Annotated in this window: 20 protein-coding genes and 1 pseudogene; 12 read left to right on the plus strand and 9 right to left on the minus strand. The window is 68.3% G+C overall.

What is annotated here, in order from left to right:
- Positions 1–1,398: 1,398 nt before the first annotated feature.
- Together ACQEUR_RS22475 and ACQEUR_RS22480 are read right to left on the minus strand one after the other, a co-directional pair.
- A complete protein-coding gene (locus ACQEUR_RS22475) occupies positions 1,399–5,001 on the minus strand; it encodes a phosphatidylinositol-specific phospholipase C domain-containing protein (RefSeq protein ID WP_433034505.1) in 3,603 nt (1,200 codons plus the stop codon).
- Between the two features lie 418 nt (positions 5,002–5,419).
- Positions 5,420–8,248, minus strand: a complete 2,829-nt coding sequence (locus ACQEUR_RS22480; RefSeq protein ID WP_433034506.1) for a BTAD domain-containing putative transcriptional regulator — start codon at positions 8,246–8,248, stop codon at positions 5,420–5,422.
- Between the two features lie 236 nt (positions 8,249–8,484).
- Here ACQEUR_RS22480 and ACQEUR_RS22485 point away from each other — a divergent pair, with 236 nt between their 5' ends.
- A complete protein-coding gene (locus ACQEUR_RS22485) occupies positions 8,485–8,946 on the plus strand; it encodes a hypothetical protein (RefSeq protein ID WP_433034508.1) in 462 nt (153 codons plus the stop codon).
- 195 nt (positions 8,947–9,141) lie between these two features.
- On the opposite strand, the gene ACQEUR_RS22490 is transcribed toward ACQEUR_RS22485, so the two are convergent.
- On the minus strand, positions 9,142–9,600 hold the full coding sequence (locus tag ACQEUR_RS22490; protein WP_433034510.1) for a hypothetical protein: 459 nt from the start codon (positions 9,598–9,600) through the stop codon (positions 9,142–9,144).
- 98 nt (positions 9,601–9,698) lie between these two features.
- Between ACQEUR_RS22490 and ACQEUR_RS22495 the strand changes: the two genes are divergently transcribed.
- The 3 genes from ACQEUR_RS22495 (at position 9,699) to ACQEUR_RS22505 (ending at position 12,018) form a co-directional block, all read left to right on the plus strand.
- A complete protein-coding gene (locus ACQEUR_RS22495; protein WP_433034511.1) occupies positions 9,699–10,079 on the plus strand; it encodes a PPOX class F420-dependent oxidoreductase in 381 nt (126 codons plus the stop codon).
- A gap of 419 nt (positions 10,080–10,498) precedes the next feature.
- Positions 10,499–11,410, plus strand: a complete 912-nt coding sequence (locus ACQEUR_RS22500; RefSeq protein ID WP_433034513.1) for an alpha/beta fold hydrolase — start codon at positions 10,499–10,501, stop codon at positions 11,408–11,410.
- Entirely contained in the window at positions 11,407–12,018 is a 612-nt protein-coding gene (locus ACQEUR_RS22505) for a TetR/AcrR family transcriptional regulator (RefSeq protein ID WP_433034515.1), read from the plus strand. The genes ACQEUR_RS22500 and ACQEUR_RS22505 overlap by 4 nt, the downstream gene beginning before the upstream one ends.
- A 262-nt stretch (positions 12,019–12,280) precedes the next feature.
- Here ACQEUR_RS22505 and ACQEUR_RS22510 read toward each other — a convergent pair.
- From ACQEUR_RS22510 to ACQEUR_RS22530, 5 genes and pseudogenes are all read right to left on the minus strand, one after another.
- Positions 12,281–13,115: pseudogene (locus tag ACQEUR_RS22510) on the minus strand (helix-turn-helix domain-containing protein); the annotation flags it as partial.
- 919 nt (positions 13,116–14,034) lie between these two features.
- Entirely contained in the window at positions 14,035–14,361 is a 327-nt protein-coding gene (locus ACQEUR_RS22515) for a DUF1048 domain-containing protein (protein WP_433034517.1), read from the minus strand.
- A gap of 1 nt (position 14,362) precedes the next feature.
- The gene (locus ACQEUR_RS22520) at positions 14,363–14,719 is read right to left on the minus strand and encodes a DUF1048 domain-containing protein (RefSeq protein WP_433034519.1); all 357 of its coding nucleotides are present in this window, start codon (positions 14,717–14,719) and stop codon (positions 14,363–14,365) included.
- A complete protein-coding gene (locus ACQEUR_RS22525) occupies positions 14,716–15,042 on the minus strand; it encodes a PadR family transcriptional regulator (RefSeq protein ID WP_433034521.1) in 327 nt (108 codons plus the stop codon). The genes ACQEUR_RS22520 and ACQEUR_RS22525 overlap by 4 nt, the downstream gene beginning before the upstream one ends.
- Positions 15,043–15,298: 256 nt before the next feature.
- Positions 15,299–15,874, minus strand: a complete 576-nt coding sequence (locus ACQEUR_RS22530) for an EXLDI protein (protein WP_433034523.1) — start codon at positions 15,872–15,874, stop codon at positions 15,299–15,301.
- A gap of 173 nt (positions 15,875–16,047) precedes the next feature.
- Between ACQEUR_RS22530 and ACQEUR_RS22535 the strand changes: the two genes are divergently transcribed.
- From ACQEUR_RS22535 to ACQEUR_RS22555, 5 genes are all read left to right on the plus strand, one after another.
- Positions 16,048–16,377 (plus strand): PadR family transcriptional regulator, encoded by a 330-nt coding sequence (locus ACQEUR_RS22535; protein ID WP_433034525.1) that lies wholly within the window; start codon positions 16,048–16,050, stop codon positions 16,375–16,377.
- Positions 16,378–16,379: 2 nt separating this feature from the next.
- Complete coding sequence (locus ACQEUR_RS22540) at positions 16,380–16,751, plus strand: DUF1048 domain-containing protein (RefSeq protein WP_433034527.1); 372 nt, start codon at positions 16,380–16,382, stop codon at positions 16,749–16,751.
- Complete coding sequence (locus ACQEUR_RS22545; protein WP_433034529.1) at positions 16,751–17,557, plus strand: ABC transporter ATP-binding protein; 807 nt, start codon at positions 16,751–16,753, stop codon at positions 17,555–17,557. The genes ACQEUR_RS22540 and ACQEUR_RS22545 overlap by 1 nt, the downstream gene beginning before the upstream one ends.
- A 10-nt stretch (positions 17,558–17,567) precedes the next feature.
- Positions 17,568–18,329: an ABC transporter permease gene (locus ACQEUR_RS22550; RefSeq protein ID WP_433034531.1), complete on the plus strand. Its 762-nt coding sequence runs from the start codon at positions 17,568–17,570 to the stop codon at positions 18,327–18,329.
- A gap of 270 nt (positions 18,330–18,599) precedes the next feature.
- Entirely contained in the window at positions 18,600–19,958 is a 1,359-nt protein-coding gene (locus ACQEUR_RS22555) for a serine hydrolase domain-containing protein (RefSeq protein WP_433034533.1), read from the plus strand.
- Here the strand turns inward: ACQEUR_RS22555 and ACQEUR_RS22560 are convergent.
- On the minus strand, positions 19,874–20,746 hold the full coding sequence (locus ACQEUR_RS22560) for a hypothetical protein (RefSeq protein ID WP_433034534.1): 873 nt from the start codon (positions 20,744–20,746) through the stop codon (positions 19,874–19,876). The two genes, ACQEUR_RS22555 and ACQEUR_RS22560, sit on opposite strands and share 85 nt — an antisense overlap.
- A 403-nt stretch (positions 20,747–21,149) precedes the next feature.
- Here ACQEUR_RS22560 and ACQEUR_RS22565 point away from each other — a divergent pair, with 403 nt between their 5' ends.
- From ACQEUR_RS22565 to ACQEUR_RS22575, 3 genes are read left to right on the plus strand one after another with little or no spacing between them, the layout of a single operon-like run.
- Positions 21,150–22,004, plus strand: coding sequence for a helix-turn-helix transcriptional regulator (locus tag ACQEUR_RS22565; protein WP_433034536.1), 855 nt, complete (start codon positions 21,150–21,152; stop codon positions 22,002–22,004).
- Positions 22,001–22,474: an Atu4866 domain-containing protein gene (locus ACQEUR_RS22570; protein ID WP_433034538.1), complete on the plus strand. Its 474-nt coding sequence runs from the start codon at positions 22,001–22,003 to the stop codon at positions 22,472–22,474. Before ACQEUR_RS22565 ends, ACQEUR_RS22570 begins: the two co-directional genes overlap by 4 nt.
- Positions 22,471–23,004, plus strand: coding sequence for a nuclear transport factor 2 family protein (locus tag ACQEUR_RS22575; RefSeq protein WP_433034540.1), 534 nt, complete (start codon positions 22,471–22,473; stop codon positions 23,002–23,004). Before ACQEUR_RS22570 ends, ACQEUR_RS22575 begins: the two co-directional genes overlap by 4 nt.
- Positions 23,005–23,397: the final 393 nt, after the last annotated feature.

Genomic DNA, 23,397 nt, shown 5'->3' on the forward strand with positions numbered 1-23,397 from the left:
ATTCATTTCAGCCTGCGCGACGCGATGACGCCATCGCAAATTCGTCGGGTGATCCAGGTATCGACGTCGGACGTAGTATTTGCGGGTCGGGGCATTGACTGAGCGATCACGTCGGTACCGATTGAGCCTGGCGGCAAACTGGCGAGCCGGTTGATGCCTTAATGTTTCTTTCAGGTGGATCGCCTGCCATTTACAAGATCTTTGCTTCGGCAGTGACGATGGGGAATGTGTCGCCATCAACAGAATCAGGCGTCTGTCAGGAAGTTGACTATGGAATGCGACAGAATAAACGCAGGCGTCGACACACCACGGCAGGATCACCCTCCGCACCATCCGGGTGCCGCCCGCCCCGGCCGATCTGCCATTTCCCCCAGTCAACCAGGTCTGGCTGATCGAACGCTACGTCACCGACACCGCCGGCAGAACACCTGTCCGCCGTCGCTGCTCGTGGGATATGTCAGGCGAGACGGCGGCGTGGCCGTCATTTCTTACCGATGGGGGTGCAGGCTGTAGGTGGCGGCCCAGCCGAATCGAAATCGCCAGGATCGCGGTGACTCTGACGAACAGCCGAGATGCGCCCTCCCCGGTTGCTACACCCTGTTGCGAACTCCTCGGGTGATATGTCGCTCTTGTCGGCGGCGCGCGTTGGCGTAGTCGTGGCATGTGTTCCTCCGTCGGTATTGCTGCCGGTCGGTGCTTTGTGCGGCCTGTCCCGGCGGCGTCGAGGCCTGAACAAAGCATGCGGTACACCGTCCTCACGGTCGTTGTGTGTCAGTGCCAACCCGTTGACCGTGCGTGCCAGGCTGTCGTCGAGAAGGCGGCGCTGCGTTGTGGTGATGATGGGCGAGGCAGACGCGCTGTCCGCTGCAGGGCTCTTCCCGCATCGACGCGCTGCCCGCTCGGGGGCGGCGAGCGGGTCATCTGAATCTGTCAACTTCTGCCACCGTGCGCCTGCTCAGAGGGCATGTGCACCCAACAGTCGACAGAGGTCTGGAGCCCGGCGTTGGCGGGCCCTCCGGCCAGGCTGGGGTGTTCGTGGTTCGCTTCGGGCTCGGCGCCCGCACCGGCCGGTAGCAACGAGTTCGTGATCTCATCGCGGCGGCGTTCGCCGGGACCGGCGGAGTCGCGGAGGTTGGAGCAACGGCCACGGCGGCAAAACCTGCCGTTGCGGCCCTCCCGATGTCAGAGACATTAGCGCGCATCAGCTTTTAGAGCCGGCACTACGTCGCCGATGAGTGCCCGGCGGAGATCGAAACCGTCGGCTGCGACGTCGCCAACCAGCCGGCGGGCTGCGTTCGCGGCAGGCGGCCAGCTGGACGGCGTCGCCGACCGCTGACCGCTTGGGGCGCCGCCCGTCCGAGCCCTGGCCGGGCCCGGACGGGCGTCCGCGAACTGGTGCTAACCGGCGGGACCGATCAGCCGCCAGGGCTCCAGGTCCGGGTTGGCCCCGGTGCCCGGCACGTTGCCCTGGGTCCACCACTTGGCCTGCCAGACGTTTCCGGCGTACTTCACGGTGATGTTCTCCACCGACTGGCTCGCCGGGTTGTAGATTTTGCCGGCGTCCCAGGCCGGTGCGGAACATCCGCCGGCCGCCGGGGTCACCTTCGCGGCTCCCCGGTTCTGCTCCGGCACCGAGGCGTACGTGGTGCTGCCCAACTTGACCGTGGTGTTCACCGGTCCGGTGGCCGGGGTGTAGTAGACGATCGGCACCTCCAGGCTCTGCCCGGCGGGGATGATCTGGCAGTAGTCCAGGGCGAGGCTGATCCGGTGGAAGGTGCCGGAGAGCCCGGTGCCGGCGTTCGGGCCGGTGTGCCCGGCCTGCACCTGCCAGCGGCCGCCCTGGGCACCGGCCTGCCAGTTGCCGTCCTTGATCAGCGCGGGCGTCGAGGTCGGCAGGTCGAACGAGACGACGTTGTCCTTGCCGCCGCCGAGGGTGACCCCGGTGTTGTTGCTGATCCGCACGGTCGGGGTCAGCGGCCACAGGCTCGCCGTGTCGGTCGGGTACCGGACCAGGTCGACGGTCACGTCGACGGCCGCCGCCGGGCGTTGTACCGAGCTGCCGGCGCTGCGGTTGTCGCCGTACGCGCCGGAGCCCTGGAGCCGTTCGTGTAGCCGGTCCGTGAGGGTGTAGCCCATCACGCAGGGGTTGTCGCCGGTCGCCTCGGCCGGGCACTCGTAGTCGCCGGAGAGCTCCCACATCATCACGCCGCCCGCGCCCTTGCGGTTGACGTAGTCCACGATCTGGTCCAGGCCCTCGGTGTCCTGGATGGAGAGGTACGTCTTTTTCTCCGGGTTCCACAGCCACGCCGTGCGGGTGGTCGCGTCCCAGTGCCGGTCGTACGTGCCGGTCCGCCGGTCGCTCGGGTCGCTGTCCGGGGTGAGGCCGACCGCCTTGTCGTACCGGGGGGTGAGGTCGCGTTCCAGGTTCATGGCGTGCCACATCGGGTTGACTCCCGCGCCGACCTCCCGGCCGTCCGGGCCGGTGTCGTGCCAGATGTTGTCGATGCCGACCGCGCCGTCGCCGCAGGGGCGTACCAGGCCGGTTCCCGGCTGGCAGTCGCTGCCGACGGACTTTCCCCACATGCCGTTACTGCCACCGGTGACGTTGCGCCAGCCCCGGCTGTAGTACGGGATGCCGATGTTGATCCGCCCGGCCTGCAACGCGCCACGGAGGTGGTGGAAGGCCCAGTCGGTGTTGAAGTAGCCGACCTTCTGGTATTCCGGCGTGCTGTACAGCTCGCTCAGCTCCGGGTCCTTGCCGTCGTCGTACAGGGCGGCGTTCGGGCCGACCACCTCGTTCCAGGAGCCGTGATAGTCGTACGCCATCAGGTTGGTGTAGTCCTGGTAGCGCAGCGCCTTGTGGTTCTCCATGCCCCGGACCAGGTAACCGGAGGCCGACGAGGCGGAGCTGAGCAGGTAGTAGCGGCCGTTGGCGGCGGACGCCCGGTCCAGCTTCTCCCGCAGCGTCTTCATCAGGGCCGCGTACGACGTCGGCAACCCCTTGCGGCGGGGCCGGGCATCGTTCCAGTCGTTCGGGTTGCCGGTGTCGTCCAGCACGGTCGGGTACTCGAAGTCGATGTCGACGCCGTCGAAGCCGTACCGGCCGAGAAAGTCGACCACCGAGTCGGCGAAGGTGTCGATCCCGGCCTGGTTGGTGCTGCCGTCGGCGTTGGTGGTCATGCTGTAGAAGCCGCGGCTCTCCGCCCAGCCGCCGACCGAGATCAGCGTCTTCACCCGGGGATGCAGCCGCTTGTACTTCGTCAACAGGTTGAAGTGCCCCCGGTACGGCAGGCTCTGGTCCATCTCGGCACCGGGCACGGTCCAGGTCATCCCGGTCGCCGGGTTGTCCGAACCGTCCGCGCCGACCGAGATCCGGTTACCCTCGATCCAGGCGAAGGCGTAGTTGATGTGCGTCAGTCGCGACCACGGCATGTTCTTGACCAGGTAGTACGGCTTGCCGTCGGCGCCGGTACGGCTGCCGTTGAAATAGCCGATCACGCGCCGGCTCCGGCCCTGACCGAGCCACTCCCGGCCGTCGCCCTGATAGACCCGGCAGTACTGGGCGGTGGTGCCGCTGGTCGGGATCATCCCGTCCGGGCGGCACTGCGCGTGGTCGCTCGGCACCGCCGGCCGGGTGCCGCCGTTGTCACCGCCGGGATGCTCCTCCATCGGGTCGCCGGCACCGCCGTTGAGGCTGCCGCCGGCCCGGCCCGGTGGGTTCCGGGCGACGATCTCGTCGATGAGCTTCCCACCCGGAAAGTCCATCATCACGATGCCGAGCCGGTCCATGGTCTCCCGGCCGCCGAAGTTGTCCGCCCGATCCGGATAGAACTCCGGGCACCGGCCGTTGCTGCCGCGCAGGCACTGGATGAGGAACTCGTTGACCCCGGTCGCCGTCGGGGTGCCGCCGGCGACGGTGTAGGGATGGGCCAGGTCACCCGTGCCGCTGGTGTAGTTCATGTAGAGCGCGTCAGGCTCGTGGTCGTGCCGGGTCTGCTCGCCACGGTTGGCGTCCCACACCCCGTTGGTCTTGCGCAGGTGCGTCCGGACCATCTCCCACTTGTCGTCGATGTTGCTGATCTCGTGAACCTTGTACTCGTCCTGGACGTAGTTCTCGTAGGAGCCGCCGGCCGGATAGAGCTGACCGATTCCGTAACCGCCGTAGATGCCCCCGGACGGTCCGCGGAACCCGAGCAGGACGATCTTTCCGCGTACGGCGCCGAGGGTCGGCGTCGTCGTCTGCTCGGCACCGTCGACCGAGTCCGTCCAGAACAGGCTCTCCCACGCCTTGCCCTGCGTTGTCTGCTCGCGGTCGCCCGTGTAGTAGCGCCCGGTGAGGTACGAGTCGAAGACCTTCCTCCGCCACTCGGTGCTGCCGAAGCCGTCCGCGTCGGCGCAACTCGTTCCACTGCCCTCGCACTCGGCCTTGAGGTTCAGCAGCACCGTCTCCGTCGGGTTCGCCCGGAGGAAGGTCTCGATCTTCGTGAGCACGTCGGTGAAGTTGGCCCACTGGTAGTAGACGCCGTGGTGCACGGTGAACGTCAGACCGGCGTCACCCTTGTCCACCCGGACCCGGATGTCGATCGACCGGATACCGGCGTCCAGTTGGACGGCCAGGGTCTCGGCGCTGTACCCGTGGCGTTCCTGCGTCTGGGTGATGCTGGTCGAGATGAACTCGCAGTCGCTGCCGTTCTGGCTCGCCGAGTGGCCGCACAGCGCGAGAGTGTCGTGAGTGCCGGGAATCGACAGATCGGCCAGGCTGGCGTCGTCCGACACCCGGGACATCCAGTGTCGGTTCGCCTCCGACGCGGATTCGATGCTGTTGTAGTGGTCGTTGGCGTAGGCCGGGGTAGACGCGGAGACGACCGTCGCGGTCGTCGCGACCAGGGTCGCGACGAGCAGTGCGATCGACAGTCGTGGCTTTCGGATGCGTCCCGGCCATCCGGAACCCGGCCTCTTCGCCGGATCCGGTGGGACGAATGGTGGGTGCGTCGTCGACATGGCAGACCTCCGGCAGGCGCGACCGCGCGCACGATCACGTATGAGCGGGTGAAGGTGGAACTGCCTGAAGTCTCGGCGCGGCAGGGCGCCGAAACATCTGTCAGATGACGACGATGTACGCCTGCCCGGGGATTCGGACCTGCGACCCGACCCCGGGTACTCCCCCGCTCCCCCGACTGGAACGGGGGCGCGCCCCGCCGCCATGACGGCCGCTGCTGCGGGGGGTTTGATGTAACGGGCGCTGTCGCTTTCGACGGAAGCTTGATCGACTACGGGCTTGACGAGTGTGATCAGCTGGGCGGATGAGGTCGCTGTCTCGCGTCCGGTCCTGGTACAAGACCTACAGGGTTGCGGGTCGGCGAACGGTGTTCTCCCAACGAACTCGCCGATACGTGGGCCGATCTGGGCGTAGGGCAAGTCATGGGATCGAGCTAACGGATTGTCGGACCGGCCGGGCCGTCGTCGTGCCGAGTTGGTGAAGCTGGGTCCGGATCCAATCGGCGTCGGGGTGGTCGAGCTGATCGAGGATGGTCAGGGCGCGTTGCCAGGCAAGGCGGGCCCCCGTGACGTCACCAGCGGCCTGGCGTGCGTCGCCGAGGTGGCCCAGGATGATGGTCTCGTTGTACCGGATGCGCAGCCGCCGGACCAGATCGAGGGCCCGCAGGTAGCACTCGGTGGCGTGGATGTGATCGCCGAGGTTGGCGTATACCTGGCCAAGGCTGTCCCAGGCCTGCGACGCACCGTGCTCATCGCCGGTCTCCACGTGCAGCACAACCGCTCTCCGGCAGTAGCCGAGCGCCTGCCGATGGTCGCCGAGATGGGTCAGATACCAGCCGACCGCGTTGAATCCGTCGGCTTGCCCGGCCCGGTTACCGATGGACTCGTAGAGGGCGATCGCCTGTCGAACGTGGGGCAGTGCCTCGGCGTAGCGTCCCTGCCGATCCAGCACCCAGCCGAGGTTGAGTTGGGTGTGCGCCTGGCTGGTCCGGTCGCCGAGCTGCTCGAACAGCTCCAAGGCGTGCCGGAAGTGCCGGTACGCCGCCTCGGCGTGGCCCAGTTTGGCCTGGCTGCGGGCCAGGCCCCAGTGGGCGTGGGCCTGACCGGACCGGTCGGCCAGACGCCGGGCGGCAGTCATCGCGGTGCGCTGGACGGCGGTCAGGTCCTGCCAGTAGCCGTGAATGTCGAGGAAGTCGAGCAGGGTCCAGGCCAGTTGCCAACTGTGCCGGTCGAAGCCGGTGCGGGCGGCCTGTTCGACGGCGGCGAGGAGCACCGGCTTCTCCGTCGTGTACCAGCTGAGGGCCCGTGCATGGTCGGCGAAGCGCTCCGGAGTCACGCCGTCGACCGGTGCGGACCGGGTGATCGGCTCCCGGTGTGGATCCAGCAGCCGGGCGGCGGCGTCGGCGCTGTGCAGGTAGTGATCGAACATCCGGTGCCGGTCGCCGTCGTCGGTGCCGGCCAGCTCTCTCGCGTACAACCGGAGCAGGTCGTGGAAGGCGTACCGGCCGGGCCGGTGTTCGGTGAGCAGGTGGGTGCGGGTCAGCTCGATCAGCAGTGGCCGGACCTGCGCCGACGAGAGGCCGGCGAGGCTGGCTGCGGCGGGCTGTCCGACATCCGGCCCGGGGTGCAGGCCGAGGAGCCGGAACAGCCGGGCGGCGCCGCTGGTCAGCGTGCGGTACGACCCGGAGAAGACCGCCCTTACGTCGGTCGCCGGGTCGCCGCCGTGGAAGGGGTCCAGGCCGTCGGCGGCGTCGCGCAGTTCGGTGGCCAGAACGGCAAGCGGGAAGCCGGGCTGGCCGGCCGCCCGCGCGGCGACGACGGCCAGGGCGAGGGGTAGCCGCGCGCACCGGGCGATGATGTCGTCGACGGTGGCCGACTCTGCGGCGATCCGGTCCCTGCCGAGGCGGCGGGTCAGCAGGTCCCGCGCTTCCTCCTCGGTCAGCAGGTTCAGGAACAGCGGCCAGGCACCCTCGGTCGCGACCAGCGGGGTGAGCTGGTCCCGACTGGTGGTCAACACAAGGCACCCCGGTGTGGCGGGCAACAGCGGACGGATCTGTTCGACGTCGCGTGCATTGTCGAGTAGGACCAGCACCCGCTTGCCGGCCAGCACGCTGCGGTAGAGACCGGCCTGGGCATCCAGATCGGCGGGAATCCGCTGCTCCGGCACCCCGAACGCGTCCAGAAAGCCGCGGATCGCGGTTGCCGGGGGTACCACCGATCCGTCGGCGTCGAATCCGCGAAGGTTGACGTACAGCTGCCCGTCGGGAAAGCGGTCGGCCACCTGGTGTGCCCAATGCACGGCGAAGGCCGTCTTACCCACCCCGGCGGTGCCGGACAGCGCGGCGATGACCATCGTGGCGGGTCCGGTCGGGCCTGCCGGCTCCGACGCCGCGAGCAGCGCGTCGAGTCGGGCGAGTTCCCGACGACGGCCGGCGAAACCCGGCACGGCCACCGGGAGTTGCGCGGGGACCGTGCCCGGCGCCGTGCCGGGTCGCACGCTGACCGGTGCCGGCGGCGGGTCGAGGGCGCTGTCCTGTCGCAGGATCGCCGCTTCGAGGTCCCGCAGGGAGCGTGCCGGGTCGATCCCCAGGTCTTCGGCCAGGGTGGCCCGCAACCGGTGACAGACCGCCAGCGCATCGGCCTGCCGCCCGGCGCGGTACAGCGCGAGCATCAGCTGGTGGTGGAACTGCTCGCGGTACGGGTGGCGACGCGTCAACCCTTCCAGTTCCGTTACCAGCAACGCGTGCTCGCCCAGTGCCAGGCGGGCGTCGAGGAGCGCCTCGATGGCCCCCAGCTCGATCTGGCTCAGACGTTCGGCCTGCTCGTCCAGCCAGCTCAGCCCGCTGACGTCGGCCAGCGGTCGACCCCGCCACAGTGCCAGGGCAGCTCGTAGCCGGCAGGCCCGCTGCGCGGGGTCCTGCGAAGCCCTGCTCTCCCGGATGAAACGCTCGGCGACCTCGAGGTCGGTCGCCTCGTCCGGCAGGTTCAGCACGTAGCCCTGTGGGCGAGCCGCGATGGCCGTCCGTGCGCCGAGCTCTCCGCGTAGGTAGGAGATGTGGCGTTGCAGGGAGTTCGACGCAGTCGACGGAGGTACGCCGTCCCAGACGATGTCGATGAGCCGATCGGCGCTCACGGTGTGGCCGGGATGCAGCGCGAGGGCGGCGAGCAACGCCCTCCGGCGCAGCCCGGACACCGGCCGGACCAGGCCGCGCACGGTCGCGTCGACCGGCCCGAGAAGTCGTACCTGCATAGGGCCCACCCCCTGAGGCCTGAGCGCCTAAGGGATCGAATGCTATCTACCGGTTGGCCGTCGCCGTGGGCACCGTCGTACACCGGACAGGCTGCTCATTTCAGCGCCGCCTCAGGGCCACCTCAACCCCCGGTGTCACGGTGTGACCGCAACGCCGTGGCGGTGTTGAGCGGGTGCCGGGGGGCACCCGACGTCGAATCAAGGAGGGGGACGAGATGAGGACTCGCCAGAAACTGATGTTTCTCGCGCTGGTGGTGACGACGGTCGCCACCGTCGGATTGGCCAACCCGGCCATGTCCGCCAGTTCCGTCCAAGCCGGGGAGGACGCGAGACCGAACCTGGTCGTCATCAACGGCGTGCAGTCGGAGACGTCGATGCAGGAACTTCAGCAGCAGGCGGAGGAGGCCTTCGGCAAGCGGCTGCCAGCGGCGTCCGGAGTGACGGCCGTGCAACCGGAGAAGAATCGGATCACCTCCGATCAGATCGATGCGTTGGCGGCCGGAGAGGACGTCACTGGCATCAAGCGGGTGGGCGAACTGCGGAATCCTGGCCCCACCACCACCCTGGAGGATTTGGCCCGGACCTCCGGAATGCGGGTAGCCCGGTGGGTGTGCACTCCCGTGGTCGTCAACGGTCAACTCTGGTGGTACTGCGTACCCGCCGATGTTGTGATCATCGTCGTCGTCATCTGGACCTGATGGCACGGGCCGTCGGCCCGTCCCGGGCTCCCATGCCGCGCCCGCGTCGCATGGGAGCCCGGGACCCGCACGCCGCCCGTCAACTCGCGGACGCGCACCGGCAGCCCGGTGCTGCTGACACGGCGATCAGCATCCTCACACCCCTGGCCGCCACCGACCGTAGAGCCGCCACCCAGCTCGGGCGAGAACAGGGGATCATGGCGCGGTACTGCACTGGTCTGGACTGGAGCGAGAGCCGCCACGACGTCGGACGGAACGGTGGTTACGCAGGTGCAGGTTGTGTTTTCGCTGCCGGCGGCGTGATGTACGCCCGCGGCAGTCGGCCCATTCGCAACAGGTCGGCCAGATCGGATGCGTCCCGAGATCGTTCTTCATCCGCCGGGCGAATCCCTTCACACCGAGCGGGTGCGCCAGGTGCACCTGCGCGCCGACATCTTGCAGCACGTCGACTGCCCAGTACCAGCCGTAGGTCGCCTCCAACACCACCTGCGAGCTCCCACCGGCTCTAACGATCTCGATCGCCAGCACCATCGGGTCGTTGTCGATCCGGACGCTGTCCAGCCGCTCGCCCACCTCGGTCATCCGCACGATCACCGACCGACGCCGGTCCAGATCGATACCGACGATCTGCGGGCCGTCGTGCTCCGCCGCCATGATGGGGCCTCCTTCGGCGTGAGACGTGAGCACGCGGCTGTCAGAAAGTCGCTGGTCGTACGGCGCGTCGGCTTATACCCGGTCAGTAGGCTCGACCGATGACCGTCGCAGCGGAGATTGGCCGGAGCAAGTACGTCAGCCTCACCACCTATCGCAGGGACGGCACGGGCGTCGCCACGCCGGTCTGGCACGTCCTGGACGGTGGTGAGCTGTTCATCGTGTCCGAGGCGGGCGCCTGGAAGGTCAAGCGGATTCGCAACAACAGCCAGGTGATGGTGACGGTCTGCGATCTCCGGGGCAAGATCGCGCCGGGTGCTCCGAGCGCTGAGGGCACGGCCCGGCTGCTCGACGAGGCGGGGACGGCGACCGCGAGAAGTCTCCTGGCCCGGAAGTATGTCCTGTCCCGGCTGGGTAACTGGGCTGCCCGGATCCTGCGTCTGCGGCGACCTCCGGTGATCGGGATTGCCGTGCGGTTCTGAGTCGGCGGCGTGGGGGCCGACGACGGCGTACTCATCGTCGACGAGACCGGCTTCCTGGAGAAGGGCGTGATGTGCCGCGGTAAGCCGTGCCTGCAGCTTGACCCTACGTGTGTGGGGTGGCCGGTAGCGCGTCGCCTCAAGCTTCCTCCATGCGCCTTGGATGCGTCGTTCGTCGACTTCCTCAGCTTCTGCTAACCAAGTGGTCGGTCTCCTAACCGGGTGGTAAGTTCCCACTTGTCATGGATCGCGCGCCGCGGTCCGCCGGAAGGAGCAGATCGATGACCGATGACCACACCGTCGGCACCGCGCGCCCGGATACACCGGACATCGCCGTGCCACCTGCTACCGGCCGTCCGAGACCCCGGTGGTGGCGCCGGCCTCGCTGGTGGCTCAAGGCGACCACCGTCGCCCTGCTGCTGGTGTTCATCGGCTGGCTGGCCCTGCGTGACACCACGCCCGTCGGTTACTTCACCTCAGCCGAAGGCCGAGACCGGTTCGTGGCCGCGTACGACCGGGCCATGGCCGAGCTGCCACGGCCCACCGCGACGCTCGACGTCCGGACCACGTACGGCATCGTGCGGCTGTACCGGTTCGCGGGCGCTGAGCCCGACCGCGCCCCACTCGTCCTGGTGCCGGGCCGGGCAGCGGCCTCGCCGCTGTGGGCCGACAACCTGCCCCGTCTCCTGCGCCTGCGTACCGTGTACATCATGGATCTGCTTGGCGAGCCGGGCATGAGTGTGCAGGCCCGCCCCATCGATGACCATCAGGACCAGGCCAGTTGGTTCTACCAGGTGCTGCTCCAACTCCCCGAACCGCGGGTTCATCTCGTGGGGTACTCCATCGGCGGGTGGACCGCGGCCAACGCGGCCATCCGACAACCTGAGAAGATCGCCGGTGTGACGCTCATCGACCCGGCGGTGACCTTCGCCGACCTACCGGCCGAGACGATCCTGCGGTCGGTCCCCGCGTCCGTACGGTGGACGCCGCAATCGTGGCGTGACAGCTTCAACAGCTGGACAGCGGGGGGCGCGCCGGTCGAGAACGACCCGATCGCCGAGATGATCGGCTCGGGCATGCAGCACTACTCGCTGGATCTACCGGCTCCTACCCGGTTCACCGACGAGCAGCTACGCAGCCTGAAAATGCCGGTACTGGTGATCATTGCCGAGGAGTCGGTCATGCATGACGCACAGCAGGCCCGGCGCAATGCCGAGGCAAACCTTCCCGACGCAACCGTGCTGTTCTACGAGGACGCCACCCATGCCGTCAACGGCGAACAACCCGACCGGATCGCCGCCGACGTGGCGTCCTTTCTGGCTGAGGAACGGTGAGCACCGGCCGGCAATCGCCGGACCGGCAGCTCACCTTCACCGAGCAGGCCCGCCGCGCCCAGTTGGTCGACGTCACCATCCGGCTGATCGCCGAGCACGGGTACGCGGGCTGCTCGCTGCAGCGCATCGCCGAAGCAGCCGGCATTACCAAAGCGGCTGTCATCTACCACTTCTCCACCAAACGCGCAGTCATCCGCGCCGCCTACGACACGGTGATCGCCGGACTCACCGAACAGGTCGGGGCACTGATCGCGCAGGCGACGACACCGGCAGGGCAGGTCGACGCCTACGTGCGCGGACTCATCGGGTACATGGGCGCCAACCCCGATCACGTACGTGTCATCGTCGAGGCACTCGACGACGACCATGACACCGGCATTCCCGACCGGCCCCGCTCACCCGAACGATGGCGACCCTTGGCCGACCTCATCGACGCCGCCAAGACCGCCCAGGCATACCGGCAGAACCTCGACGCCCATACCACGGCGATCATGCTGGGCGGCGCAATCGACGCGGTCGTCGCAGAGTTCCTCACCGACCGCTCCTTCGACATCGACACCGCAGCGGACGCGGTCGTGGACATGCTGCACCGCACAGCACTGCAATGAGATTCCTCGATGGCGCGGTGCTGCGGTCCGGCACCGGTCCGGTGTGGCGCACACCCTGGCCGCCGCGCTACGCGCGCACGCCGACGAGGTAGCAGGAACGCGGGCCCGCTCGCCACCGGCTACGCCATGAGCGGCGAACGGTTGCGCAACTGGATCCGCCAAGCGGAGGCCGACGCGGATGAACGTGTCGACCGCCCGAGCACGGACCTCCTGGAGGAGAATCGGCGGCCAGCCAGGGAGCACGGCGAGCTGCGCCAAGCCAACGAGAGCTCAAGGGAGCGGCCAAGACGTCGGGGTGGCGGGCGTTGACGTTGCGCCAGCGCAGGTATCGGTGCAGGTGGCGGCCCAGCGTGACGTGGTTGGGGTGGTCGGATCCGGCGATCACGAAGGATGACATAGATCGGTGCACCGTCCGGTCGTTTCGCACGGATCGATCTGAGGGCGGCGCGGGTGTTGGCCGCGGATTTCTGGTGGTGGATGACACCCCACATGGTGTCGTCACCGATCGAGTAGCAGCCGTGGAACTGCCGGACGCCGTGCAGCTTGTGATAGTTCGCCGGGAGCCGGTCCGGATGGTTCTTGGGCTGCCAGCCCGAACCGGCCTGCGGGCGGATCGTCAGCGGCCCGAACTCGTCGAACGCGAAGACCCGTTGCGGGAAGTGGTGCATGACGTGCTCGATCCGGGCCAGCTTCGCCTCCCGCTGCGGATCGTTCGACTCCTTCCACGTCTTCGTGCGCTGGAAGGTGATCTCGTGCTTACGCAGCAACTGCCGCAGCCGTTCGCGACCCACGAGCACGGTCCGGCCGGGTTTGGTTGTCAGGTAGTCGGCGAGTTTGCGAATGCTCCACCGAGTGAACGGCTGCCCGAGTTTGGTCGGGCGGGTGTTGGCCGTCGAGACGATGAACTGCTCGTCGTCAGGACTGATCTGGCGGGGACGGCCACCCGCCCACTGAGGGTCCAGGCTGGGCATCCCCATTTCTTTGAACCGGTGGATGACACCGCGGACGCAGTCCTCGTCGGCCTGGACCAGACCGGCGATGACCGGCACGCTGTTGCCGCCGGCGGAGGCGAGCACGACCATCGCCCGACGCAGCCGATCCCTAGCCGCGGTACCGACAACGTCAACCAGAGCAAGGGCGATCAAGGCCCCGCCAGCTGGATGCCCACCCTGGAACGCTGCCGCTAAGAGGGGTCATATTTCAGCCGGCGTTGACAGGCTCTTGTACCTGCGGTAGCCAAGGTTGTTGGGCCTCCGTGAAGCGCTCACGGGGCCTGGGCGCCCGGGTCGGCTGAAGACGGATGCGTGTCCGCCGAGCCCTGGATGCTTCTCCCCCGCGGGGACGATCGAGTAGCACCACGGGGCGTGGTCGGCCAGCATCGGTCGTCGACCGGCCTGACTTTCGTTCGCTGGTCGCCACGACCGCTCCGGTCGTGGTCCCGAACCGGCAGGGCATCGGCGCCTGAACCAATCCGTACGCTGCGGTCCGGACCTCCCATGAGGAGGACGGGCGAGTTGAACCTGCGGCTGCGGGACAGCCCGGCCAAGGGGGAAGCCCCTTGGCCGGTCACCGCATCGAAGCCTGGACTGTCGCTCTCGGCACGGCTCCAGCGGACGCTGGTGCGTTCTCGGGGACCGCGCCACGCAGGAGGTCTAACGGCAAAGGTCGCCGGCTGCCTCCGGCTCAAGCCGGTCCCGCCGACGCGGCGGGCGGGCCGCAGACGAGACTGACTCCCCGGGCCAGGGCCCGTCGCGGTGACCCGACCGGCGGCATCGAAGCGAGCACGATTGGGGGCGTACATCGTGACCGGGTGGACCACAACGGGCCCGGCGGCGGTGGGGTCCGCACCGCGGGCGATGCGGGAGCAGATGGCCCATGACGGCGACTTCGCCATGCGCGGAGCTGTCGGGAGCTGACAAGCGGCTCAGCTCGCCAGGCCGTCCATGCGCGCGTCCACTGGCACGACAACGCGTCCCGGTGGTGACGGCGCCCGCCACGGCCTCGCATCGACGGGGGCTATTTTCCGGACGTGCCAGGTTCCCGCCTGATGGACTCCTGGTAGATGTCCGCGTAGGTGCGCGAGTCCTTGATGAGGTCGTCGCAGAAGGCAGCCACGTCGTTGCCGATGAGCTCCAGGACTCCCTTGCCGGCCGCCACGCCCTCCTCGAAGAAATCGACGATCCCCGAGAGCAGGGACCCGTCAGCCAGCCCGACCGGGCCGACCTTGAAGAAGTACCTCTGGATCTCCTTGTAGACGATCTGGTAGTCCGGCGGGAGCGCCTTGACCCGGGCCATGTGCGCCCGCCACTGCTTCTTGCCCTCGATGATGTCCTGGATACCCACGTCAGCCTCCTAGCCGGCCCAATTTCCGTGCGACGTTCCTGTTCAGCTGCTCGCGCCACCGGTCGCGATAGCTTCGGCTCCCTTCTCCGCCGGCCAGCGCCGCGCAGAAGCCCGCGATGTCGTCGCCCAGCACGTCGTGAATTCGCTGCCCATCCGCCGCTGTCTCTTCGAGTAGCCCCAGGGCGCCGTCGAGAATCGGCGTCAGGTTGCGACCCGTGAAGCCCGAGTAGGGAAAGAGATGAACCTTGATCTGTTCCCACGCCGCCCGGTAATCGGCCGGCAACGCCTCGGCCCGGGTTTCGAACGCCTTCCAATCCCTGGTGAGATCGCTGCCTGTCATGGTCTCCCAGAAGTTCATCTCCCGCCCTCCTTGAGCTTGTCGATCCGTGCTGTGATGTACTCCCATTTCGCCCAGAACGTTGCGAGTTCCTCGCGCCCCGCGTCGTTGAGCGCATAAAACTTGCGCGGCGGGCCCAGCCCGGACGGTCGTTTCGTCACCTGGACGAGCCCGTTCCTTTCCAGGCGCAGCAGGATGGTGTACACCGTCCCCTCGACCACGTCGGCGAAGCCGAGTTCGTTCAGCCGACGCGTGATGGCGTACCCGTAGGTCTCCTCGCCGCCGATGATTTCAAGCACGCAGCCCTCAAGCGTGCCCTTCAGCATCTCCGTCAGGTCGTCCATCGTCGGCCCTCTTCGGTCTCTCGGTACTCCGTGCCACAGAGTACCACTACAAAGTGCCACGAGGTAGTGAACCAATGCCCAGCAGGCGGCGAGCACAGACCACCGAAGCAATTCACACCTGCCCAGGGGGCGACCCCTCCCGGTCGTGCGTCAGGTAGCACCCGAACCGGGGCCACGCCGAGCTCAACCAGCTCGGCGTGCTGAATTCCGGCATGGTGGAGCTCTGGCCGCCACAGGGGTGGTCGGCTCGGTCCGGTCAGATGTCGAGGTCCTCCACGACGGGCTCGTCCTGGATGGTTTGCCGCGCGACCGCGTAGAGCTCGGCCGGGAGCAGTGCCTCGAGTTCCTCGACGGTGTCGACGACGGAGAACGTGGCCTGGGCCGGTGTGCGCATCCATGCCTGGTCCGGCGACCAGTCACCGATCCAACCCCGCCAGCCGGTGGACCACTTTTTACTGCGCTCCGCGTTGAGCCCGACGGGGATGTGCAGTTCCGAGCGGGCATGGTGGACGGCGAAGTGGCCCTTGCTGGTACGGAACAGCGAGTAGGTCTCCTCGCCCTCCGCCTCTGAGGAGGTCCACTCGCCCAGGGCGATGCCGAGGAAGCGCTTGACCGAGGCCCGCCCGACGCCCACCTTCACGGTGATCTCGTCGAACCCGGCTCGCTTAGCTTCCTCGACCTCTACCAGCCGGCGTAGCGCCGTGACGATCGCGGCCGACAGGTTGCCGCCGCTTATCTCCTGCGCGCGCTTGAGCAACGGCAGGTCATCGTCGGCGATGTAGATCGTCTTGTTCGGCATCTGCTCCTCACCTCTGGACAGCAGTGTACTCATACGTGTATGACTACGTACATGCATACGTACACCGTATCGCGGGTTGTACGGCAGGTAGACGGCCCGCACCCGCAGGCTTGCAGCCCATCTATTCGGTATTGCTAGGTACCGCTAGTCAGTGTTACTGTCTACCGGTAGTCAGCATCACCGAGTACCTCGCAGGGAGGTGATCCATGGCCAAGCAGATGACAGAGATGCTCAAGGGCACGCTTGAAGGCATCGTCCTGGCGATCCTGTCCGGCCGACCCGCGTACGGCTACGAGATCACGGCGTGGCTGCGGGATCAGGGCTTCTCCGACATCGCCGAGGGCACCATCTACGCCCTGCTCGTCAGGGTCGAGCAGAAGCGCCTCGTCGATGTGGAGAAGGTCCCGTCGGAGAAGGGCCCGCCGCGCAAGGTGTACTCCCTCAATTCTCAGGGCCGGGAGTACCTCGAAGAGTTCTGGAGGACCTGGAGCTTCCTCACCGAACGGCTCGAACAACTCCACGAAGGAGACAGATAGTCATGTCGGATGTCGAAAAGGGCGGCTTCATCTCGAAGCTGATCGGCCCCAAGCGGCGGTGGCGGGAGTACAAGGCGCGGGTGAAGCAGCTTCCGCCGAACTACCGCACGGCGGTCGACGGGATCGAGCGGTACCTGATGCACTTCGTGCCGGCCGACGGCGACAGCGCTGCGTCGATGTTCGAGGACCTCGCCGACCTGTTCGAGCAGGCGGCAGCGGACGGCACGCCGATCCGCGCGGTCGTCGGGGAGAACCCCGTCGAGTTCGCCGAGACGTTCGTCCAGAACTACACGGAGGGCGGCTACGTCCCCGCCCGTTCGCGGAAGCGGCTTACCGACGCCATCGCGCGCGCCGAAGAGGAGAGGGCAGTCTGATGACGACACAGCAACCCCCGGCGATCCACGTCAAGGGTCTGGAAAAGTCGTACAAGCAGTTGCGGGTGCTGCGTGGTGTGGACTTCGACGTGCAGCGGGGTGCCATCTTCGCCCTGCTCGGCTCGAACGGGGCGGGCAAGACCACGGTCGTGAAGATCCTCTCCACGCTGCTCAAGGCCGACGCGGGGACCGCTAGCGTCAACGGTTTCGATGTCGCCACGAAGTCGGCGGACGTGCGGGAGTCCATCAGCCTCACCGGGCAGTTCGCGGCCGTTGACGACATCCTCACCGGGCGGGAGAACCTCGTCCTGGTCGCCCGCCTGCGGCACCTCAAGAACCCGGGCAAGATCGCGGACGACCTGCTCGCCCGTTTCGCGCTGACCGACGCCGGGGCGCGGAGGGTGTCGACGTATTCGGGTGGTATGCGCCGCCGCCTCGACATCGCGATGAGCCTCATCGGGAACCCGCCGGTCATCTTCCTCGACGAGCCGACGACCGGGCTCGACCCCCAGGCACGTATCGAGGTGTGGCAGGCCGTCAAACACCTTGCCAACCAGGGTACGACGGTGCTGCTCACGACGCAGTACCTGGACGAAGCCGAACAACTCGCCGACCGGATCGCGATCCTCCACGAGGGTCGGATCATCGTGAACGGCACCCTCACCGAACTCAAGCAACTGCTTCCGCCCGCCAAGGTCGAGTACGTCGAGAAGCAGCCGACCCTCGAGGACGTCTTCTTCGCCATCGTCGGCGCCGACGGCACCAGCGGCGCGGCCAAGGATCGCAACGTCGGCGCGGACAAGTAAAGGAACGATGATGACCAAGCATTTCTTCGGCGACACCGCCGTCCTACTGGGACGATCCCTGACGCACGTCACCCGCAGCGTCGACACCATCATCACGACCGCGATCACGCCGATCGCCATGATGCTGCTGTTCGTCTACGTGCTCGGCGGCGCGATCAACACGGGAACAGACTCGTACGTGAACTATTTGCTGCCCGGCATCCTGCTCATCACGATCGCCTCCGGCATCGCCTACACCGCGTTCCGGCTCTTCCTGGACATGAAGGGCGGCATCTTCGAACGATTCCAGTCCATGCCGATCGCCCGGTCGGCCGTCCTGTGGGCACACGTGCTGACCTCGCTGGTCGCCAACCTGATCTCCCTCGTGGTCGTCGTCGGAGTCGCCCTCCTCATGGGCTTCCGCTCGGGAGCGGGAGTACTCGCCTGGCTCGCGGTCGCCGGCATCCTGACCCTGTTCACCCTCGCGCTGACCTGGCTCGCCGTCATCCCCGGTCTCACCGCGAAGTCCGTGGACGGCGCGAGCGGGTTCTCCTACCCACTCATCTTCCTGCCGTTCATCAGCTCGGCATTCGTACCCACCGACACCATGCCCGGCCCGGTACGCGCCTTCGCCGAGCACCAGCCCGTGACGGCCATCGTCAACGCGATCCGCGACCTGCTCACGCAGCAGCCAGTCGACAGCGACATCTGGATCGCCCTCGCCTGGTGCGTCGGCATTCTCATCGTCACCTACGTCTCCGCCACGGCCATCTACCGCCGCAAGATTTCCTAATGCCACCGTGACCTGCCCGCTGGGCAGGTCACGGTGGCGTCATCAGCAGGCCGGAACACACAGCGCGAGGCGTTCGCCGTCCGGGTGGACGCCGGGAACACGAAGGGTCGGTGCGCAGTTGCCTGCCCGCTCAGCGTCGTTCCCCGCGGCTGCGAAAGTCCCCGCCGCGATTACACCACCGCTGCCGCACACACCAATCCAGTAACAGGCTTTTCGGTCGGTATGAGCGCGCCTCTTCAGATATTTCGAATTTCCAGAAGGGACCACGACATGGCAGGCACGGCGAACGGGACACCCGAACAAGGACACGTTCGGCGCCGGACCGTGTTAGCGGCGGGCGTACTGGGAGCCGGCGCGCTCGCTGGCCTCCCCAGCGGCGGTGTCGCCTCCGCGAACGCCGCCGACCGTGGTGGTGGTGACTGTGTCGAGCACGGCTGGGGAAAGGTCGCCGACGCGTTCCGCGCGAACTTCGAGGGAAGCCCCGGCGAGGTCGGCGCGGCGTGCAGTGTCTACGTGGACGGCCGACCCGTAGTCAACCTGTGGCGCGGCCTCGCCGATCGCGCGGCGAACCGACCGTGGCGCAGGGACACCGTCGCGCAGGTGGCGTCCACGACGAAAGGCGCGACCGCGATCTGCGCCCACTTGCTGGCCCAACGCGGTGAGCTGGATCTGGACGCCCCGGTGGTCCGGTACTGGCCGGAGTTCGGCGCCGCCGGCAAGGAGCGGATACCGGTGCGCTGGCTGCTGTCCCACCAGGCCGGTCTGCCGATCGTCGACGGACCGCTGACGTTCGCGCAGGCGTGCGCCTGGGACCCGGTCATCCGTGCGCTCGAGGCACAGAAGCCGCTGTGGCGGCCCGGCACGGAGCACGTCTACCACGCCGTGACTTACGGGTTCCTGGTCGGAGAGGTCGTGCGTCGGATCACCGGCAAGTCACTCGGCACGTTCTTCGCCGACGAGGTCGCCCGTCCGCTCGGACTGAGCGCCTGGATCGGGCTGCCCCAGCAACACGAGGCACGGGTGTCCCCGCTGCACTACGCCGCTCCGTTCAGCCTGGAAGAGCTGATCGCCGGGATGATCGAGTTGACCGGGCTCGACGCGGACACGGTCACCGCGTGGGTCAACGCCATGTGGGCGCCGGGATCGGTCCAAGCCCGCGCCGGTGAACTCGGCGGCGCCCTGGACAACACGTCCGAGTACTTCACCACGCGTGCCTGGCGGGCGGCTGAGTTCCCGGCCGCGAACATGGTCGCGGACGCACACTCGCTGGCCCGGATGTACGCCGCCACGGTCAGCACCGTCGACGGAGTCCGGCTGCTGAATCCGTCAACGGTCAGGAGAATGACAGCCGTCCAAACCGATGAAACGCCGATGCACGGACTGCCCCCTGGGCTGATCATCCCAGCTGACCGCTCCTTCTACATGTCGCTCGGATTCATGCGAGCCTGCCCGCCGATGCCGATGGTCGGGCCCAGGTCGTTCGGCCACCCGGGCTCCGGCGGATCAATCGGCTTCGCCGACCCCGACGCCGGTGTCGGCTTCGGCTACGTCACGAACCTCTGGAACTTCCGGCCCGACGACCCACGGGCGTCGAACCTGGCCAAGGCCGTCCGAGCCTGCCTCGGATGACGGGGAACTGGCGTGACGGAACCGCAGGAGACGGTGCGGGAGTGGGCCGCAGCGGCATCCCGGCCCCGGGGTGGGCGTCGCCGAGGACGGACGGATCGAGGCCGAGGCCGCCGGCATCGCAAACCTGAACAGCGTGTCCGGCGTCGCGATGACGCCGACACGCTGCTCCTGACCGGGTCGTTGTCGTGATCGGTCTGTAACGGGTACCAGGCCGGCAGGGTAGGGGCGAGCGCGCCGCCGACGTCGAGGGCGTCCAGGGGCAGCGACGGGTCGGCGTCGGTGATGGTGCACGCCGCGCCGGGCCAGGCGCCGCGGATCGCGGCCTGGATCGAGCCGTGCGCAATGGTGGCCGGCGCCCAGACCGCGATGGTCAGTTCCCGGCCGCTCCACCGGTACTCCACGGCGAGGCGCGCGCGGCCGTCGCGCAGGCTGCGGCGCCAGCCGGTGTGCAGGATCTCGGCGAGGGTGGCCCAGAAGGTGGCGGCGCCGTCCGGGTCGACCTCCGGCGGCGGGCTGATGGTGATCAGCTGCGCGTGCCGGGTCATCCGGGCGTTTCGGCGGCGGGCCACGACGGTGCGTGCGGCGTAGCCGCCGGCGGCGATGAGCAGGCCGACGAGCGCGAGCCACGGCCGGTCCCGGCACCAGCCGCCGGCGGCGGTGGCGGTGTCGAGGAGCCACTGCGACGGTCCGGGCAACGGCGGCGCCGACGGTACCGGCGGCGTGGAGGACGGTGCGGGCGCGGGAGCGAGCGTGGAGACGATGCGGGCGAGTACGAGGCTGGTGTTCACGGGTTAGGCCCTTCCGGAGAAGAAAAAGGGGCCGTGAGCCGCCAGTGTTGGCGGCCCACGGCCCTCGGATGCTTCGGCTATGCCACGGTCGGTTTCCGGTCGCCGGCAGGTGCGGCGGGGGTTACTCGGGCGGCGGTGAGGTCGATCGTCTCGCCACGGCGCCTGCTGTCGACGCACCCGTCGGCGGGCGCTGCGGCAGCCAGCAGAGGTCGAGGATGCGATGGGCCACCAGACCACTGCTCTCGTCGCGCAGGCTCGACCAGTTGCTCGGGCCCAACGGCGCCCGAGCCTGTTCGGCGCGGGGAGCAGAGGGTTGCTCGGGCCGGTGTGAACGACGGGCCTCGGTCTGCCTGGGAGCGCTGGGACCAGGCTCGCGGCGGGCCGGAGACCTAGCCTGGTCGTCATGGCCACTTCGAAACTGGGCGACTACCTGCGGGGCCGACGCGAACAGATGCAGCCACGCGACGTCGGGCTGCCCGAGGGTGGGCGGCGACGCGTCTCCGGACTACGCCGGGAAGAGGTCGCGATGCTGGCCCGGATCAGCGTCGACTACTACCTGCGGCTGGAGCAGGGCCGGGAGCGGCGGCCGTCGCCGCAGGTCCTGGACGCCCTGAGCGACGCGTTGCTGCTCGACGACGACGGCCGGCTGCACCTGTACCGGATCGCGGCGCTGACTCCGCTGCCCCGCGGCGCGGGAAGTAACGAACGCGCGGACCCCCACCTGCTGGCGATGGCTGAGCTGTGGGACCGTACGCCGGCCCTGATCCTGGGGCGGGCCTACGACGTCCTGGCCGCGAACACGTTGGGGCGTGCGGTGTTCCATCACCTCGAACCCGGCGCGAACCTGCTGCTTGCGGTGTTCCTCGACCCGTCCACCCGCTCGTTCTACCTGGACTGGGAAAAGGCCGCGGCGAACGCGGTCGCCGCATTGCGGTTCCTCGAGGGTGCCTGGCCCCGCGATCCCCGGATCCAGGAGGTGCTGCGGACGGCCACGGAGCACAGCCGCGAGTTCACCGACCTGTGGCGGCGACGGGACGCCCGAGGCAAGTCCGACGCGGCAAAGGTCCTGCTGCATCCCGAGGTCGGCGAACTCACCCTCCGCATGCAGACCTTCGACGTGCGTTCCGCGCCAGGGCAGCAACTGGTCGTGTACCACGCCCAGGAGGGCACCCGGACCGCCGACGCGCTGCGCCTGCTCGGCTCGCTCGCGGCGCCGGCACCCGAACGCCGTGCTGGCTCGCGCGGGAGGATCTCATGAGGGGCCGCCTCGGAGTCGTGCTCAGCGGCGCGTGCGCCGCCGTGCTCCTCGCCGCGTGCTCCGTGGGGCCGGGCAGCGGACGACCCGCCGTTCCTGACGACGCCGCGCAGCCTCAGCAGCAGGATCCCGCGCCACCCGCGAACGGAACACCACCCACGCCGACCCCGGGGACAGCGCAGACCGAGGCCGCGGGGGCGTCACCGCATCCGTACCTCGGAATGTGGGTGACCTCCGACGGGCACATCCGTCAGGAGCTACTCCCGAGCGGCCGCTACGACGAGGCCCGCGGAGACCGGCAGAGCGCCTACACGGGTTCCTACCGGATCATCGGCGACAGGATCGATTACATCGACGACACCGGATTTACCGCGGACGGAACCTTCGACGGAGACATCCTGCACCACGGGGGTTACGTCTTCTACCGCGAGGGCAGCGGTGCGCACCGACGAGCGGAAGAGGGACGACGATGACGAGCGGCACTTCGGGGCAGAGCCGGCGGGTACTCATGACGGCAGCGCTGACCGGCGGGCTGACGATGCTGGCCGGAACCGCTCCCGCCTCGGCGGGACCGCGCGAGGATGGCGGCGGGCCGGCTTCCGGCCGGTCGGCCCGGGAACGCCGGAACAAGGCGGCCGTGCTCCGGGCGTTCGCGCAGCAGAACGCGGGCGGCGACCTCTACGAAATCCTCCACGACGACATCGACTGGACGATCGTCAACGGGCGCACCTACACGTCGAAGGCCGAGTTCCTCGCCGAGGGATCGGCACCGGTCATGGACCGGCTGGTGCCGCCGCTCGTGATGACCGTTCAGGATCTGTGGACCGAGGGTGACATCGTGATCGTCCGCTTCGTGGGCGACGCGACGGCGATCGACGGCATCCCGTACCACAACGAGTACTGCTGGGTCTGGCAGCTGCGGGGCGGCCAGGTTGTGCGCTGCCATGCGTTCCTGGACATGCTCGCCGTACGGGAGCTGGTCGAGCGCGTCGATCTGGACTGACTGCGTCGGGACGGTTGTGGTCGGATCGGGATGCGGTTCCGGTTCCCGACTCGGTCGCCACCTGTGCCGATGGTTCCCACCACGATGCCAGCGCGCCTCCTCCCGGGGAGGGAGGGGCGGTGAACCCTCCAGGCCCCCAGCGCCATCACGTCGGCACCCGGCTCCGAGGACGCCGGGCTGTTCCGGTTGCAGACTCAGGTTCCACGATCGGCACCGTTACCCGACGGACCTCAACGGACGGAGATGGCTTGAAGGCCGACCAGATCAGTATCAGCCGGCGTCCGCCCCCGAAGGCGCCTGGTGGGTGGCGCCAGGCTCGCCACAGGCTTCTGAGCGTGCTCAGTGCCGTGGTGCTGGTCCTGGCAACGCTCGCGATGCCGCTGGCGGGCGCCG

It is taken from the genome of Plantactinospora sp. CA-290183 (genome assembly GCF_050936375.1).
GTDB lineage: Bacteria > Actinomycetota > Actinomycetes > Mycobacteriales > Micromonosporaceae > Plantactinospora.